The following is a 16,440-nucleotide window of genomic DNA, read 5'->3' on the forward strand; positions in this document are numbered from 1 at the left end:
GTTGACTCTTTCCTCATCCGGAGTCGTTATAGAACAAATCATGAACATACAGCGACGATGGAGAACGGGTGGCGAGGATGGGCTTGGAAGCGTCGACCCTTTCCGCATTGCGGCAGCGCATCGCGGCGATCGAGACGGCGGGCGAGATTGCGCGTCCGGCGGCGTCCCGGCTCGTCCCGATCGATCGCGGCGAGGTCGACGCCCATCTCGGCGGGGGGCTCGCCTGCGGCGCGCTGCACGAATTCCATCCCGCCTCCGCCGGCGACCAGGTCGCGACGAACGGATTTGCCGCTCTGCTTGCCTTCGCCAGCGCGCCGGCTAAGCGCCCGATCGTCTGGATAAGGCAGGATCATGCGGCGCGCGAGGGCGGCGAACTCCATGTCGACGGGCTTAGCGCGCTCGGGCTCGACCCCGCGCGACTCGTGCTTGTGCGTCTCTCCCATGCCGTCTGCGTGCTGCGGGCGGGCATCGAGGCGGCACGCAGCACCGCCATCGGCGCTGTCCTCATCGAGCCCTTCGGCGAGCCCAAGGAGCTGGACCTGACGACGCAGCGCCGGCTCGTCCTCGCGGCGGAGGCGTCCGGCGTCACGCTGTTCCTGCTGCGACCAGGCGCCCGGCCGATGCCCGGCAGCGCCGAGACTCGCTGGGAAGTCCGCTCCGCTCCCGCGCAGCCACTCGCCCTCGATGCGCCGGGCCATCCGACCTTCGATCTGACCCTATTGCGCCATCGCCACGGACCGGCCGGCGGTCCGTGGCGCCTTGAATGGAACCGCGACGATGGACGCTTCGTACCCCCGCCGCTTCTGCGCGATCCGGCTGCCCTTCCTCGCCTCCGACCGGCTGCGCCGCCTGCCGAGGGGCTCCTTCTCCCGCCTTTCGCCGGAAAAGCCGCTGCTGATCGTCGAGAAGGTCAAGGGCGCCATGCGCATCGCCGCGCCGGATCCGGCGGCCCTTAGGCTCGGCCTCGGCCCCGGCCTCGCGCTCGCCGAGGCACGGGCTCGCATCGCCGATCCGGACGTCGCCGATATCGATAGCGCGGCCGACGACGCGCTGATGGAGCGCCTCGCCGATGGCTGCGAGCGCTATACGCCGCTGGTCGCCCGCCAGGATGGCAACGAACTCATCCTCGACATCACCGGCGTGGCGCCGATCTTCAAGGGCGAGGCGGCGCTGTTCCGCGATCTGCTGCGCCGCCTGGCCGCATCCGGCCTCACCGCCCATGGCGCCATCGCCGGTGCGAGCGAGGCAGCCCGCGCGCTGGCCCGTACCGGCCGCTCTCGTATCATCAAACCGGGACACGAGGCGCAAGCCGTCCGGCCGCTCCCGGTGGCGGCACTCGACCTCGGCGAGGCCGAAACGCTGGCGCTATCCCGCGCCGGACTGAAAACCATCGCCGACCTTGTCGACCGGCCGCGCGCCCCGCTCGCCGCCCGCTTTGGCGCAACCATCGTCGAACGGCTCGAAAGACTGACGGGGCGGGCCGAGCACCCGATCTCGCCGCGCCGGCCGATGCCGGTCCTGGTGACGGAGCGGATCTTCTTCGAGCCGGTCGTGCGCGAGGAAGACATCAGCGCGACGCTCAAAATTCTCGCCAGCCAACTCGCGCGGGAACTGGAGGCGCGCGGCGAGGGCGGTCGTGGCTTCGAGGCGTGCTTCTACCGTGTCGACGGGGCCGTGCGGCGCATCGCGGTCGCGACCGCCCGGCCGAACCGCGATCCGCGAATGCTGCAACGTCTCTTCGGTGAGCGGCTGGACGCTCTTTCCGATCCGCTCGATGCCGGCTTCGGCTTCGACCTGATCCGCCTCGGCGCCTTCCGAACCGAATCGATGACAGAGGCTCAGGCGACCCTTGACGGCAATAAGCAGGATGAAGGCGCCGTCTTCGATCTCGTCGACCAGCTCGGCGCTCGCTTCGGCACCGCCCATGTGCTGCGCTTTGCGTCGGAGGACACGCATATTCCCGAGCGCCGCTCGCGCCTCTTGCCGGCGATCCAATCCAGCGGCGCCCTCCCTGCGATCGAGGCTCAGCCCGGAGAACCGCCGCTGCGCCCGCTCTCCCTCCTCGATCCACCGGAGCGGATCGAAGCCCTCGCCGAAGTGCCCGACGGCCCGCCACTGCGCTTCCGCTGGCGCCGCGTGCTGCACGCCGTAGCCCATGCCGAGGGGCCCGAGCGCATCGCGCCGGAATGGTGGCGCGAGGAAAAGGCACCGAAGACGCGCGATTATTATCGCGTCGAGGACAGCGAAGGCCGCCGCTTCTGGCTCTATCGCCAAGGCCTCTATGAAGGCGGGGAGCCCCACCCGCTCTGGTTCATGCACGGACTGTTCGCATGAGCATTGCAACTCCGCTTTATGCCGAACTGGCCTGCCTCAGCAATTTTTCCTTCCTGGAAGGCGGGTCGCATGCCCATGAGCTCGTTACGCAAGCCCATGCGCTTGGCCTCTCTGGTATCGCCATCGCGGATCGGAACACGTTCGCCGGCATCGTTCGGGCCCATGAGGCTTGGAAGAGCAAGATGCATGGCGAGACTTGGCGGAAGGGGTTGAAGCTCCTCGTCGGCGTTCGCCTCGTCTTTGCCGATGGCACGCCCGACATCCTCGCCTATCCGACCGACCGGCCGGCCTATAGCCGGCTCTCGCATCTGCTGAGCCTCGGCAAGGGGCGCACGTCGAAGGGCGAATGCGAGATCCGTTTTGAGGATCTCCGCACCTTTCAGGAGGATTCGCTCTTCATTCTGATGCCGCCCCGTGGTTCCACGGACGGTATCGGCGCTCCCCTGAAAGCGCTCGCGGCTCTGGCGCCGGGGCGAAGCTGGCTGGGCGCCGCCTTTTATCGCCGCGGCGACGACCGCCGCCGCCTTGCCGCTCTGGCGCAGATCGCTCGCAAGACCGACGTTCCCCTGATTGCCGTCAATGACGTGCTCTATCACGCGCCGGAGCGTCGCCCCCTCCAGGACGTGCTCGCGTGCATTCGGGAAAAGACGACGATCGAAAAGGCCGGCCGCCGGCTGGAGATGAATGCCGAACGGCATCTGAAGCCGCCTGCCGAGATGGCGCGACTGTTCCGCGACCGGCCGGAGGCCATTGCCGAGACGATGCTCTTTATGCGGCGCATCACCTTCACGCTCGACGAGATCGAATATCAATATCCGCGCGAGCCGGTGCCGCTCGGTACGACGCCGCACCGCTATCTGCAGGCGCTCGTCTTCCAGGGCGCCAAGAAGCGCTATCCGCTCCGGATACCGCCTGCCGTGCGCAAGCAGATCAAGCATGAACTGCTGATGGTGCGCCGGCTCGATTATCCGGCCTATTTCATTACCGTCCATGACATCGTTGAGTATGCGCGCGAGATCGGCATCCTCTGCCAGGGACGAGGATCGGCGGCCAATTCAGTCATTTGCTTCTGCTTGGGCGTCACCTCTGTCGACCCGATGCGGCACAAGCTGCTCTTCGAGCGCTTCCTGTCGGCCGAGCGCAAAGAACCGCCCGACATCGACGTCGATTTCGAGCATGAGCGGCGCGAGGAGGTGATCCAATATATCTACCGCCGCTATGGCCGCTTGCGCGCATCGATCTGCGCTACCGTGATCTCCTATCGGTCCAAGAGTGCCATCCGCGAAGTCGGCAAGGCGCTCGGGCTCTCCGAGGATGTGATCCTGGCGCTGGGCGGCACGATCTGGGGGGGCGGCTGGGGTTCGGGCATCCAGGAGAAATTCGTGGCCGAGGCCGGTCTCGACCCCGCCAATCCGACCATCCGCCGCGCTATCGACCTTGCCATGGAACTGCGTGGTTTTCCCCGACACCTCTCCCAGCATGTCGGCGGCTTCGTGCTGACGCGAGCCCTTCTTAACGACCTGGTGCCGAGCGGACCGGCCGCGATGGAGGATCGCTCCTTCATCGAATGGGACAAGGATGACATCGACACCGTCCAGATGATGAAGGTCGATATCCTCGGTCTCGGCATACTGACCTGCATCCGCAAGGCCTTCGACCTGATCGAGGGCGCTGGCGGCGTGTCTTACGAGCTGCACACCGTCCCGTCCGAGGATCCGGCCGTCTACGACATGCTCTGCACGGGCGATTCGATCGGCGTCTTCCAGGTCGAGAGCCGGGCGCAAATGAACATGCTGCCACGCCTCAAGCCGCGAAAGCTCTATGATCTCGTCATCCAGGTCGCGATCGTCCGCCCTGGCCCGATCCAGGGCAATATGGTCCACCCCTATCTGAAGCGGCGCATGGGTCTCGAGAAGCCCCATTATCCTTCGCCTTCGCCGCAGCATGGTCCCGCGAACGAATTGGAGGATGTCCTCAGGCGCACCGAAGGCGTGCCGATTTTCCAGGAGCAGGCCATGAAGCTCGCGATGGTCGCAGCAAAATTCTCCGGCGACGAGGCCAACGGCCTGCGCAAGGCGATGGCGACCTTCCGGCGCAATGGAACGATCGGATCCTACAAGGAGAAGATGGTCGGGCGGATGATCGAGCGCGGCTATGAGCAGAGCTTTGCCGAGGCCTGCTTCGCCCAGATCGAAGGCTTCGGCGAATATGGCTTTCCCGAAAGCCATGCGGCGAGCTTCGCCAAGCTGGTCTATGTCTCGGCCTGGCTCAAATGCCACCATCCCGCCGCCTTCGCCGCGGCGCTGCTCAATTCACAGCCGATGGGATTTTATGCGCCAGCACAGATCGTGCGCGATGCGGCCGAGCATGGCGTGCCGGTGCATCCGGTCGACGTCAATTCGAGCTTCTGGGACAACACGCTCGAACCCACGGAAAAAGGTCTCGCGCTGCGGCTCGGCTTCCGCCAGATCGACGGCTTTCGCGAGGACTGGGCGTTGAGGATCGCGGCGGCGCGCGGCCGGGGCTTTGGTTCCATGGACGACTTCGTCCGCCATACCGGGCTCGAACGCCGGGCTTATGAAAAGCTCGCCGATGCGGACGCCCTGCGCTCGATGGACCTCGACCGTCGCGAGGGTCTGTGGCAGGTCCGCCGCCTGCCAGATTCGCGGCTTCTACCGCTGTTCGCGGCGGCGGATGCGGCCGAACTGGCTGCAGAGACCGACGTGCCGCTACCGGAAATGCCGCTTTCCGAGCATGTCATCGCCGACTATCAGACGCTGCGCCTGTCGCTGAAGGCCCATCCGATGAGCTTCCTGCGCGCGCGCCTCGCCGGGGAACGCATCCTTTCGGCGCAGGAGACGACGGCGCTTGCCGACGGGGCAGCCGCGCGGATGGCCGGCGTCGTGCTAGTGCGCCAGCGGCCCGGCAAAGGCAATGTCGTGTTCATGACGCTGGAGGACGAGACCGGAATCGTCAATGTCGTCGTCTGGACCCGGCTCTTCGAAAAATTCCGCCGCACGATCCTTGGCGCGAAGCTGGTCCTCGTCGAGGGCAATATCCAGCGCAGCCCGGAGAATGTCGTGCATCTGGTCGCGACGAACCTCGTCGACCGGACAGACGATCTGCGCCATCTGTCGGAGGATCGCCAACCGAAGCTCGATCCCTCTCGGGCCGACGAATTCCTGCATCCGCAAGCGCCGCGCGGCCCGAAACGCCGCCCCGGCGGCCAGCACCCGCGCGACGTCCGCATCATCCCGAAATCACGGGATTTTCACTAGGAAAGATCAGGCTTCAATAAGAAAGATCGTAGACGAGAATGCCGTCCACACCGCCCTCGGCCGCCGCCACGATCTTCGCGCCGACCTTGGCATGGGCCTCGTCGGCGAGATATTGGTCGCGGGCTTCGGTGCTGCGAAAGGTCACGATGAACCCTTCGGAGAAGCCCTTGTCGAGGCCTTCGGGGCTCGAATTGGCGCCGATGATGATCTGGGTCAGCCCGGGAATGCGCGGCTTAAGCGCTTGAAGTCCCTTATAGATATCGTCGCGCATGGCATCCGTGGCGTCCTTGCGGTAACGAATGAAGACGCAGTGGCTGATCATCGGCTTTCCACCCTTTTTGCATCGGCGACTCGCGGCCGCACTTCTTCGATTGCCGCGATTCTAGCCCGTGGCAGCGGCGAAACGCCACGAATAAGATCAGCCGCCTTTTCTCCGATCATGATGGTCGGCGCATTGGTGTTGGATGAATTCACCTGCGGCATGATCGAGGAATCGGCAACGCGCAGTCCCTCGATGCCGCGAACCTTCAATTCCGGATCGACGACGGCGTGCTCGTCGATGCCCATCTTGCAGGTGCCGGCCGGGTGGTGGTCGGTCTTGGCGTGACGACAGCCATAGTCGAAAAGTTCCTGGTCGGTCCGGATGCCGTCGCCAGGCAGTCTCTCAGCCATGATGAACGGCGCGAATGCTTTCTGGCGGAAGATCCCACGGGCGAGCTTCAAGCCTTCCAGCGACATTTCGCGGTCATAGGGGTCTTCCCAATAATTCGGATCGATCAGCGGCGCGGCGGCTGGATCGGCGGACGCGAGCCGCACCGTTCCGCGAGAGCGGGGGCGCAGGAAAGCCGAGTTCAGCGTGACGCCGGCATTCTTCAGTTTCGCGACGCCGGCCTCGATGCCGGAGCCGAGGCCGAGATGAAACTGGATATCGGGCGAGCGCGCTTCCGGATCGGCATACCAGAAACCTCCGGTTTCGAAGAGAGAGGAGGCTACAGGACCTTGTTTGAACAGGAGATATTGAACTCCGGCCCAGGCCGAGCGGTACCATTTGGCATAGGAATCATAGGTGTGGTCGCCGGTGCATTCGCAGATGGCGAACAGATCGAGATGATCCTGCAGATTGCCGCCGACGCCCGCGAGGTCGTGGACCACATCGACCCCGACCGCGCGCAAATGATCGGCCGGGCCGATGCCCGATTGCAGCAGAAGCTTCGGCGAGCCGATCGCGCCGGAGGAAACGATGATTTCGCTATTCGCCGAAATCCTTGACTTCACGCCATTTTCAGCGATCTCGACGCCGACGGCCCGGCCCTTCTCGACAAGGATGCGCAGCACCTGAACTCCAGTGCGCACCGAGAGGTTGGGACGCGATGCCGCGGCGCGTAGATAGCCAACGGCGGAGGAGCGGCGGGCGTTCTTCTGCGACAATTGATAGAAGCCGACGCCAGCCTGGCGGGCGCCGTTGAAATCATGGTTGTAGGGGATGCCCATTTCCTGGGCAGCGCGCATATAGGCGTCGCAGATCGGCAGCGGGGCAACCGGCATGGAGACGCCGATCGGGCCGCCCGAGGCGTGGAAATCATCGCTAAAGCGTTGGTTATCCTCTGCTCTCTTGAAATAGGGCAGCACCTCTTCATAGGACCAGCCTCGGCAGCCGGCCTGCGCCCACTCCTCATAGTCGAGGCGGTTGCCGCGCGTATAGAGCTGGGCGTTGATGGTCGAGCCGCCGCCGATGACCTTGGCCTGCGTATAGCGCAGCACGCGGCCATTCATGTGGCGCTGCGGCACGGTCGACCAGCCCCAGGAGCCTATCCCCTTGGTCATCTTGGCGAATCCCGCCGGCCAGTGGTAGAGCGGGCTCGTATCCTTCGGCCCCGCTTCCAGCAGGAGAACCTGGACCGATGGATCTTCCGACAGCCGCGCCGCAATGGCACAGCCAGCCGGGCCACCGCCGACGATGATGTAATCGGTCATCTCAAACCTCTTGGCCCATTTCGCCCGCACACTACCGGTGGCGAAACTGGAACGTTCCAATTCTGCATCACAGCCTCGCTACACCGAGACCGCCATCGACGCCGATGACGGCGCCGGTCGAGAAGGCGAAGGCGCCCGAGGCGAGCGCGACGACGGCACGGGCAATGTCGGAGCCCTCGCCCCAGCGGCCGGCCGGAACCAGCCCGCCCTCGATGAGCCGGTCATATTTCTCCGCGACGGCCGCCGTCATGTCAGAGCGGATGATGCCGGGTCGAACTTCGAAGACGCCGATGCCAGTGGGCGCGAGGCGCAGCGCCAAATTCTGGACGAACATCGCAAGTCCCGCCTTGGAGACGCAATATTCGGTTCGCTCCGGCGAGGCATGGGTCGCGGAGACCGAGGTGACCGTGATTACGGCGCGGGGATGGATCAAGGCGCTGGCCAGCATCGCCTGGACGACGCGCTGGGTCAGAAACAGCGTGCCGCGAAGGTTGACGTCGAGGACGCGGTCGAAATTCTCCGCCTTCATGTCGAGCAGATCGCCGCGTACCACCGCGCCGATGCCGGCATTGTTGACGAGGAGATCCACCGGCCCGAGCGCTTGCTCGATTTGGGCCAGCATCGGGCCATGCGAGGCGAGATCGGCGAGATCGAATCCGGCGAAATACCCCTTCCCACCCGCCTTCTCAATCCCAGCAAGCGTCTCGTGCGGGTCGGACTCAGCACGATCCGCGACCGCCACCTCATAACCCGCCTCGGCCAGTGCCAAGGCGACCGCGCGGCCGATGCCACGGGCGGCGCCGGTGACTAGGGCGATGGGACGTCGCGTTGTCATGCGGCGAACCCTGTCGCGATCATGTGGTCGGCGGTGCGCAGCGCCTGCGCCGCGATGGTGAGCGCCGGATTGACCGCAGCCGAAGTCGGCAGGAAGGACGCGTCGACAACGAAAAGGTTTGAGTGGTCGTGGGCGCGGCAATTCGTATCGAGCGCCGACGTCGCCGGATCGCTGCCGAAGCGGACGGTGCCGCATTGATGCGAGGGCGTGCGGCGATCGAAGGGCTTGGTCAGAACAATCGGGAAACCGGCGGCTCGGAGCCGCTCCTTCATCGCATCGATGAGCTTCTGGTGCGCGACCATGTTGGAGCGCTTCCATTGCAGGACGACGCGCTCGCCATCGACGAAGATGCGGCTTTCCGGATCGGGCAGATCCTCGTTCATGGCGAGGAAATCGACGGCGTGGCTGGCGAGCCAGGACAGCGACCATTCCGGCGCGAGAGGCACGCCAGCCTTCATCACCGGCCCGGAGACGCGGCCGAGCAGCTGGATATTGCCGAGCGGCCGGCCACCCTTGCCGTCAGACAGGTAGAAGTCGTTGAGGCCGAAGGTCTTCTGGTGGACCGCGTCATTGCGGAAGCGCGGATCGACGGCGATCATCGCCGTCGTATTGTGGTTCATGAAATAGCGGCCGACGACATCGGAAGCGTTAGCGAGCCCGTTCGGATGACGCTCGTCCTTCGAGGCGAGCAGCATCGCCGCCGATTTCACCGCTCCGGCGGAGAGCACGACGATCTTCGGCGACAGCGTCTTCGTCTCCCCACCCTGAGAATAGACGATATGGTCGATCCGTCCGTCAGCGCCGGCAACGAGACACTGCACCTCGGCGCCGGTCTCTATGGTGATGTCCGGGTCCTCTAGGGCGCTGGCGAGGCCGCAGGTCTCGGCGTCCATCTTGCCCGCGCGGGTGTCGGGAAAGGCATCCCACGGCGTCTGGGCGCGCTTTAGCCAAGCCTCAATATCGACGCCGAGCGGCAGCGACGCCGGGTGCAGCCCGGTAGCGGCCAGCCGCGCGCGCACTTCGGCGAGCGGCCGCTCGTCGGGAACGGGCGCAAAATCGTAAGGCACGGAATGATAGGGCTCGGTCGGATCGCCTCCGAGTTCGCCGCGGACGCGGTAGAGCTGTTCGGCGCGGCTGTAATAGGGCTCGATCGCGTCATAGCCGAAGGGCCAGGCTGGTGAAATGCCGCCCTCATGCTCCAGCACGCCGAAATCCTCGGCGCGGTAGCGGATCAGCACGGCGCCATAGAATTTCGAATTGCCGCCGACATAGTAATAATTGCCGGGATTGAACGCCGAACCGTCGGCAGCGTCGTACCAGACCTCCTTCGGGCGGAAGAAACCGCGCTGGAAGATCGCGCGCGGATCGCGCGTCTCCGGCGTATCGGCAAGCCGCTCGCCCTTTTCGAGGATCAGCACCTTGGCGCCCGATCCGGCCAGCCCTGCCGCCAGGCTCGCACCGCCCATACCGGAGCCAATGATGACGATGTCGGGGGTCATGAGCAAGCCTCGGGCTTATCCCCTCGCCCCTTGCGGGGGAGGGCCAGGGAGGGGGAACCCGCTATCCGCGCGAAAACCGGCGCTGGTGACGCATTACGCCCGGCAAAGACCCCCCTCTCCAACTCTCCCCCACAAGGGGGGAGAGGGTGAGCCCCGTTCTGCTCCTCCCCCCTTGTGGGGGAGGCCGGGAGAGGGGTGTGCCGGGGAAGCATGCGAGTTCCAAGGATAGGGCGGGGCAGTACCCCCCTTTCCAGCTCTCCCCCACAAGGGGGGAGAGGGAAAGGAAGACCCTCACCCCAGCCCTCTCCCGCTACGCGGGCGAGGGAGTCCTGACGGAGGACTTCATAAAGCTCACCGCTAGAGGTTGCCGCCCCCTCTCCCGTGCGCGGGAGAGGGCTGGGGTGAGGGCCTTGCTGCCTTCCCGAAGCCACCACGACCTTCGATGCGCCAGTACCCGCCATGATCCTCACGCCACCCGCTGCTCGGTCTGCGGGTCGAAGAACACGGCCTTGTCCATGTTGAAGGTGAACGGCGCGCGGTGGCCGGCGCGGACCGGCACATCGGAGCGCATGCGCGCGATCACGTGCTTGCCGCCGAGATGCGCGACGACGAAGGTGTCGGAGCCGGCCGGCTCGACGACCTCGACATGGCATTCGGCGTCGACCAGCGTGCGGGCATTGCGATCCGCGCCGTCATGGTCGGTGATCGCCTCCGGCCGGATGCCGAACAGCACGGTCTTGCCGAGCGCGGCGGAAAGCTTATCGCTCGCCTGGCCCGGATCGAGCACCAGATCGCCCTCGCCCTCGCGCTTCAGCGCCACGACGGTCTTGCCGGCCTCGGCGCGGATCTCCGCCGGGATCAGGTTCATGGACGGCGAACCCATGAAATCGGCTACGAAGACATTGGCCGGGTTGTTGTAGACCTCGGCCGGAGTGCCGAACTGCTGCAGCACGCCGTCGCGCAGCACGGCGATCTGGGTGGCGAGCGTCATGGCCTCGATCTGGTCATGCGTCACATAGACGATCGTCGTCTTCATGCGCTGATGCAGCCGCTTGATCTCGGTGCGCATGTCGACGCGCAGCTTCGCATCGAGATTGGAGAGCGGCTCGTCGAACAGGAAGACCTGCGGATTGCGGACCAGCGCCCGGCCCATGGCGACGCGCTGGCGCTGGCCGCCCGAAAGCTGGCTCGGCTTGCGCTTCAGCAGGTGCCCCATCTGCAGGATCTCGGCGACCTCGGCGACCGCCTTGTCGCGCTCGGCCTTCGGCACCTTCCGCATCTCGAGGCCGAAGGCGATGTTCTCCGCGACGCTCATGTTCGGATAGAGCGCATAGGACTGGAACACCATGGCGATGTCGCGCTGCGAGGGATGCAGCTCGTTCATGCGCTTGCCGGCGATCCGCACCTCGCCTTCGGAAATGGAATCGAGGCCGGCGATCATGGAGAGCAGGGTCGACTTGCCGCAGCCGGACGGCCCGACCAGCACCAGGAACCCGCCCTCCTCCACCTGGAGCGAGATGCCCTTCAGGATGTCGGTCGCGCCATAGCGCTTCACGAGACGATCGATTTCGAGAAACGCCATATCCTATACCTCAGCCAAGACGTTGCTATCCCTTGACCGCACCCGCCATGAGGCCGCGAACGAAGTAGCGGCCGGCGAGGATGTAGACGAGGAGGGTTGGGAGGGCCGCGATCATCGCCGCCGCCATGTTGACATTATATTCGACGACGCCGGTCGACGTATTGACCACGTTGTTGAGCGCTACCGTCATCGGCATTACGTCGCCCGACCCGGCATAGGACGAGGCGAAGAGGAAGTCGTTCCAGATATTGGTGAACTGGTAGATCACCGTCACGACGATGATCGGCAGCGAGTTCGGCAGCAGCACGCGACGGAAGATCTGGAAGAAGCCGGCCCCGTCGACCATTGCCGCCTTGACCAGTTCGGTCGGGAACGCCTCGTAATAATTGCGGAAGAACAAGGTCGTGAAGCCGAGGCCGTAGACGACGTGCACGAAGACGAGATTAGCCGTCGAATTTCCGAAACCCAGATTGGTGCCGAAGCTGTTGGTCAGGAACTTGCCGAGCTGGCCGAACTGGCCGAGCACCGTCGCCATCGGCAGCAGGACCGACTGGAACGGGATGAAGCAGGCGAACAGCATCAGTCCGAAGACTAGGCGGTGGCCCTTGAACTGCCATTTGGTCAGCACATAGCCGTTGAGCGCGCCGAGCAGGGTCGAGATCGCAACGGCCGGCACGACCATCTTGATCGAGTTCCAGAAATAGCCGTGGATGCCCTCGCAGGTGAGGCCGACGCAGGACGCTCCCCAGGCCTTGATCCAGGGCTCGATCGTCGGATCCTTCGGCAAAGCGAGCATGTTGCCGTTCTGGATCTCCGGCATGGTCTTCAGCGACGTCACCAGCATCACGAAGAACGGGATCAGGTAGACGACTGCGAAGAAGGCCAGCAGCCCGTAGATGACGATGCGGTTGACGATCGTCGTGCGCGAGGCGCGCGGCGCGGCGATGGCGGCGGCACTCATCTCGTCTTCTCCCGAAGCTCGGAATAGAGATAGGGGACAATGATCGCCGAGATCGTCATCAGCATGATCACGGCGCTGGCCGAGCCAACGGCCATCTCGTTGCGCTTGAAGGTGTATTCATACATGAAGTTCGAGGGCAGCCAGGCCGATCCGCCGGGACCCCCGCTCGTCAGCGCGACCACAAGGTCGTAGGATTTGATCGCCATATGGGCGAGCACGATCAGCGCCGACAGGAAGACGGGCCGCAGCAGCGGGATGATGATGCGGCGATAGAGCTGGAACGGCGAGGCGCCGTCGATCTGCGAGGCCTTGACGATTTCGCTGTCGATACCGCGTAGACCTGCCAGGAACATCGCCATGATGAAGCCCGACGCCTGCCAGACGCCAGCGATCACCACCGTATAGATCACGTAGTCCTTGTTCTTGATCCAATCGAAATGGAACGAGGTCCAGCCCCATTGGTGCAGCGTCTGCTCCAGCCCGAGGCCGGGATCGAGAAACCATTTCCACGCGACGCCGGTAACGATGAACGAGAGCGCCATCGGATAGAGATAGATCGGGCGCAGCAGGCCTTCGCCGCGGATCTTCTGGTCGAGCAGGATGGCGAGCAGCAGGCCAAGGGCCAGGCAGATCACGATGTAGAGCAGGCCGAAGATCGCCATATTGGTGATCGACGTGTACCAGGACGAGGGCGGGTTGCTCTCGAAGGTCCAGCGCCAGAGTCGCTGATAGGCGCGCGGGCCGGTGAGCGTGTAGTTCGGGAACGCCTTGGAATTGGTGAAGGACAGATAGATCGTCCAGAGGATGAAGCCGTAGACGAAGAACAGCGTGATGGCGAAGCTCGGCGCCAGAACGATCTTCGGCAGCCATTCCTGGAGATGGGCGCGCAGCGACTTGCGCAAGGGGGTCTGCGCGCTTGCCGATGGCCTGTCGCGTTGGGTTGCACTTGTGAGCGCCATGGGCGGACTCCGGATCAACGATCGACGGATCCCCCGAACGCCCGTCATTGCCGGGCTTCACCCGACAATCCAGCCTCGCTTGCTGCGTCGGGCCAGAGACTAGCGTCCAAGGGAAGTCTGGATTGCGGGTCAAGCCCGGCAATGACAGGGTGCTTCTTCCCCGCTCAGGGCGCGGGGAAGAAGCAGGATGCGTCGCCTATTTCGCGTCGTCGATCGCCTGGACGAGCTGGTTCACCGCCTCGTCGGAGGTCGTGATCTGGCCGTGGACGAACTTCGAGACGACGTCCTTATAAGCGTTGGCGACAGCCGGCGGGGCGCCATAGCCCTGGGCCAGCGAGCCGAACAGCGTACCGCCATCGTTGGCCGCCTTCAGATCGGCAATGCCCTTCTTGCCGCAGGCGTCGAAGGCGGTATCGGGAACGTCGGTGCGGGCAGGAACCGAGCCCTTGACGACATTGAAGGCAGACTGGAAGCTCTTGGAGAGCGTCGCCTTGGCGAGCGCAATCTGCGCGGCCTTCTGGTTTTCCGGCACGTCGAACATGCCGAACATGTCCGAATTATAGATCACCGAACCATCGGTGCCGGGGAAGCGGTAGCAGAGATAATCGGTACCCGGCTCCTTGCCGGCCGCCTTGAACTCGCCCTTGGCCCAGTCGCCCATCACCTGGACCAGTGCGTCGCCCTTGATCACCATGGCGGTGGCGAGGTTCCAGTCGCGGCCCGAGAAGTTCGGGTCGACATATTCCTTGAGCTTGGCGAGGTTATCGAACGACTTCTTCATCGTGTCGGACTTCAGCGCTTCCTCGTCGAGGTCGTTGAAGGCCTTCTTGTAGAATTCCGGACCGCCGGTCGACAGCACGACGCTGTCGAACATCGTCGCTTCCTGCCAGTTCTGGCCGCCGAGGGCGAGCGGGGTGACGCCGGCCGCCTTGGCCTTGTCGAGCAGGACGATAAAGTCGTCGAAGGTCTTGGGCTCGGTGCCGCCGATCTTGTCCATCACGGCCTTGTTGATCCAGAGCCAGTTCACCGAATGAACATTGACCGGCGCCGCGACCCATTTGCCGTCATAGACCGAAAATTTCTGCAGAGCAGCCGGGACGGCCTTGTCCCAGCCCTCGGCGATCGCCGTCTCGGTCAAATCGCCCATCTTGCCGGCCTCGGCATAGTCGAGCACCGTGTAGCCGAGCATCTGCGAGGCGGTCGGCGGATTGCCGGCCGCGACCATCGCCTTCAGCGCCGTCATGGCCGCGTCGCCGCCGCCGCCGGCCACCGGAACATCCTTCCAGGCATAGCCTTCCTTGGCCAGATCCTGCTTGAGGACGTTGAGAGCGGCCGCTTCGCCGCCCGACGTCCACCAATGCAGCATCTGTACTTCCTTGACGTCCTCGGCATGGGCCGTGAACGCCGTAGCCGCCAGCAGAGCGGTCGCGATCAGCATCTTACGCATTGAGAATCCTCCCGATTCAATAACCCGACCGTCCGGGCGGACGATCGTCTCCTCCTCAGTTGCCCACCCACCAGGCGGTGCGCGGGCCTCGATGGAACTGAATGGTCTTGGCTTCCGAATAATCTTCGACGGCATTCTTGCCGAGTTCCCGGCCGAGACCCGATTGCTTCATCCCGCCGAAGGGAAGCTCCGGATAGCCATCCATGAAAGTGTTGACCCAGACGGTGCCGGTCCTCACCGCGCGGGCGACCGTGACGGCCGTATCGAGGTCGCGGCTCCAGACGCCGGCCGAGAGGCCGTAATCGGTCGACTCCGCGAGGTGAATCGCCTCCTCGATACGATCGAACTCCAGCACCGACAGCACCGGGCCGAAGACTTCGTCGCGAGCTATCGCCATCTCCGGCTTCACACCGCTCATGACCGTCGGCGCCATGTACTGGCCGGCGCCCGATTGGATCTCGGCGCCGCCGAGGAAGACCGATGCACCATCCGCCGCGGCGTCGGTGACGGCATTCCCGATCTTCGCCAGATGCGCCGGTGTGATGATCGCGCCGACGTCGCTGGCCTCGTCCAGCGGATCCCCGACCCTGACCTTCGCGGCGCGTTCGGCGAAGGCGGCGAGGAAGTCCTTGGCGATGGCCTCGTGAATGATGAGCCGGCTGCCGGCATTGCAGCACTCTCCGGCATTGAAGAAGGCGCCGAACACGGCCGCGTCGACGGCGGCCTCCAGATCGGCGTCCGGAAAGACGATCTGGGCATTCTTGCCGCCAAGCTCCATCGACACTTTCTTCAGCGTCTGCGCGGCGGCCGCGACCGTCGCCTTGCCGACGCGGGTCGAGCCGGTGAAGGAGATCATGTCGACGGATGGGTGCTGGACCATATGCTGGCCGACCTCAGGACCGGTGCCGAGCACGATGTTGCAGACGCCGTCGGGAAGGCCGGCCTGCATCAGCAATTCGCCGAGGAGAACCGTGGAGGCCGATGTCATCTCGCTCGGCTTGACGATCGCCGTACAGCCGGCTGCGAGCGCAAAGGGCAGCTTCTGCGCCACGATCAGGAACGGAAAATTCCACGGCGTGATGATCGAGACGACGCCGACCGGCTCGCGCAGCACTACGCCGAGCATATGATCGCCGAGATTGGCATAGCTCTCGCCATGCAGCGTGCGGGCAAGCGAGGCGGCATAGCGCCAGATATCGGCGGCGCCCGCGATCTCGCCGCGGGCCTGGCGGATCGGCTTGCCGCTCTCGATCGCGTCGAGGCGGGCGATCTCCTCGCGGCGGGAATCGATCAGGTCGGCCGTCTTCAGGAGAACGGCGGCCCGCTCGCTCGCCTTCATCCTCGGCCAGGGACCGCGATGAAAGGCACGGCGCGCCGCGATCGCCGCCCGGTTGACGTCGGCCTCCGAGCCGAAGGCATAGCGGCTGACGACGATGCCATGGCCGGGCGAGACACGCTCGCCCTCGAGCCCGACCTCGCCATCGGTCCACTTGCCGTCGATCAGCATCTGCCAGCGCCTCGGACCGCTCTTCGCCTCGATCAGCGAGGCGGAATCGATGGTGAGCGTCATG

The 16,440-nt window shown here is 64.8% G+C and carries 12 protein-coding genes; 3 read left to right on the top strand and 9 right to left on the bottom strand.

Going from position 1 to position 16,440, the window contains the following annotated elements:
- Positions 1-77: 77 nt before the first annotated feature.
- The 3 genes from OSH05_RS08870 to OSH05_RS08880 are packed head-to-tail and all read left to right on the top strand — an operon-like array spanning position 78 to position 5,612.
- Positions 78-956, top strand: a complete 879-nt coding sequence (locus OSH05_RS08870; RefSeq protein ID WP_407660356.1) for an ImuA family protein — start codon at positions 78-80, stop codon at positions 954-956.
- Positions 922-2,334 (top strand): Y-family DNA polymerase, encoded by a 1,413-nt coding sequence (locus OSH05_RS08875; RefSeq protein ID WP_104219541.1) that lies wholly within the window; start codon positions 922-924, stop codon positions 2,332-2,334. Before OSH05_RS08870 ends, OSH05_RS08875 begins: the two co-directional genes overlap by 35 nt.
- On the top strand, positions 2,331-5,612 hold the full coding sequence (locus OSH05_RS08880; RefSeq protein ID WP_104219540.1) for an error-prone DNA polymerase: 3,282 nt from the start codon (positions 2,331-2,333) through the stop codon (positions 5,610-5,612). Before OSH05_RS08875 ends, OSH05_RS08880 begins: the two co-directional genes overlap by 4 nt.
- A 13-nt stretch (positions 5,613-5,625) precedes the next feature.
- On the opposite strand, the gene OSH05_RS08885 is transcribed toward OSH05_RS08880, so the two are convergent.
- The 9 genes from OSH05_RS08885 to OSH05_RS08925 all read right to left on the bottom strand — a co-directional run bounded on the left by OSH05_RS08885 (position 5,626) and on the right by OSH05_RS08925 (position 16,439).
- Positions 5,626-5,934 (bottom strand): Dabb family protein, encoded by a 309-nt coding sequence (locus tag OSH05_RS08885; protein ID WP_104219539.1) that lies wholly within the window; start codon positions 5,932-5,934, stop codon positions 5,626-5,628.
- On the bottom strand, positions 5,931-7,586 hold the full coding sequence (locus OSH05_RS08890) for a GMC family oxidoreductase (RefSeq protein WP_104219538.1): 1,656 nt from the start codon (positions 7,584-7,586) through the stop codon (positions 5,931-5,933). The genes OSH05_RS08885 and OSH05_RS08890 overlap by 4 nt, the downstream gene beginning before the upstream one ends.
- Positions 7,587-7,653: 67 nt before the next feature.
- Entirely contained in the window at positions 7,654-8,421 is a 768-nt protein-coding gene (locus OSH05_RS08895) for a 3-ketoacyl-ACP reductase (protein WP_104219537.1), read from the bottom strand.
- Positions 8,418-9,926: a GMC oxidoreductase gene (locus OSH05_RS08900; protein WP_104219536.1), complete on the bottom strand. Its 1,509-nt coding sequence runs from the start codon at positions 9,924-9,926 to the stop codon at positions 8,418-8,420. The genes OSH05_RS08895 and OSH05_RS08900 overlap by 4 nt, the downstream gene beginning before the upstream one ends.
- A gap of 460 nt (positions 9,927-10,386) precedes the next feature.
- The gene (locus OSH05_RS08905) at positions 10,387-11,502 is read right to left on the bottom strand and encodes an ABC transporter ATP-binding protein (protein ID WP_104219535.1); all 1,116 of its coding nucleotides are present in this window, start codon (positions 11,500-11,502) and stop codon (positions 10,387-10,389) included.
- Between the two features lie 25 nt (positions 11,503-11,527).
- Entirely contained in the window at positions 11,528-12,463 is a 936-nt protein-coding gene (locus tag OSH05_RS08910; protein ID WP_104219534.1) for a carbohydrate ABC transporter permease, read from the bottom strand.
- On the bottom strand, positions 12,460-13,422 hold the full coding sequence (locus tag OSH05_RS08915; protein ID WP_104219533.1) for a carbohydrate ABC transporter permease: 963 nt from the start codon (positions 13,420-13,422) through the stop codon (positions 12,460-12,462). Before OSH05_RS08915 ends, OSH05_RS08910 begins: the two co-directional genes overlap by 4 nt.
- A gap of 196 nt (positions 13,423-13,618) precedes the next feature.
- Entirely contained in the window at positions 13,619-14,869 is a 1,251-nt protein-coding gene (locus OSH05_RS08920) for an ABC transporter substrate-binding protein (RefSeq protein WP_104219532.1), read from the bottom strand.
- A gap of 55 nt (positions 14,870-14,924) precedes the next feature.
- On the bottom strand, positions 14,925-16,439 hold the full coding sequence (locus tag OSH05_RS08925) for an aldehyde dehydrogenase family protein (protein WP_104219531.1): 1,515 nt from the start codon (positions 16,437-16,439) through the stop codon (positions 14,925-14,927).
- Position 16,440: the final 1 nt, after the last annotated feature.

It is taken from the genome of Kaistia algarum (assembly GCF_026343945.1).
Taxonomy (GTDB): Bacteria; Pseudomonadota; Alphaproteobacteria; order Rhizobiales; family Kaistiaceae; genus Kaistia; species Kaistia algarum.

Excerpts from the sequence above, each read along its gene's own strand:
- OSH05_RS08870 (WP_407660356.1), top strand. The coding sequence starts at position 78 with ATGGGCTTGGAAGCGTCGACCCTTTCCGCATTGCGGCAGCGCATCGCG.
- OSH05_RS08875 (WP_104219541.1), top strand. The coding sequence starts at position 922 with ATGCGCATCGCCGCGCCGGATCCGGCGGCCCTTAGGCTCGGCCTCGGC.
- OSH05_RS08880 (WP_104219540.1), top strand. The coding sequence starts at position 2,331 with ATGAGCATTGCAACTCCGCTTTATGCCGAACTGGCCTGCCTCAGCAAT.
- OSH05_RS08885 (WP_104219539.1), bottom strand. The coding sequence starts at position 5,934 with ATGATCAGCCACTGCGTCTTCATTCGTTACCGCAAGGACGCCACGGAT.
- OSH05_RS08890 (WP_104219538.1), bottom strand. The coding sequence starts at position 7,586 with ATGACCGATTACATCATCGTCGGCGGTGGCCCGGCTGGCTGTGCCATT.
- OSH05_RS08895 (WP_104219537.1), bottom strand. The coding sequence starts at position 8,421 with ATGACAACGCGACGTCCCATCGCCCTAGTCACCGGCGCCGCCCGTGGC.
- OSH05_RS08905 (WP_104219535.1), bottom strand. The coding sequence starts at position 11,502 with ATGGCGTTTCTCGAAATCGATCGTCTCGTGAAGCGCTATGGCGCGACC.
- OSH05_RS08910 (WP_104219534.1), bottom strand. The coding sequence starts at position 12,463 with ATGAGTGCCGCCGCCATCGCCGCGCCGCGCGCCTCGCGCACGACGATC.
- OSH05_RS08915 (WP_104219533.1), bottom strand. The coding sequence starts at position 13,422 with ATGGCGCTCACAAGTGCAACCCAACGCGACAGGCCATCGGCAAGCGCG.
- OSH05_RS08920 (WP_104219532.1), bottom strand. The coding sequence starts at position 14,869 with ATGCGTAAGATGCTGATCGCGACCGCTCTGCTGGCGGCTACGGCGTTC.
- OSH05_RS08925 (WP_104219531.1), bottom strand. The coding sequence starts at position 16,439 with ATGACGCTCACCATCGATTCCGCCTCGCTGATCGAGGCGAAGAGCGGT.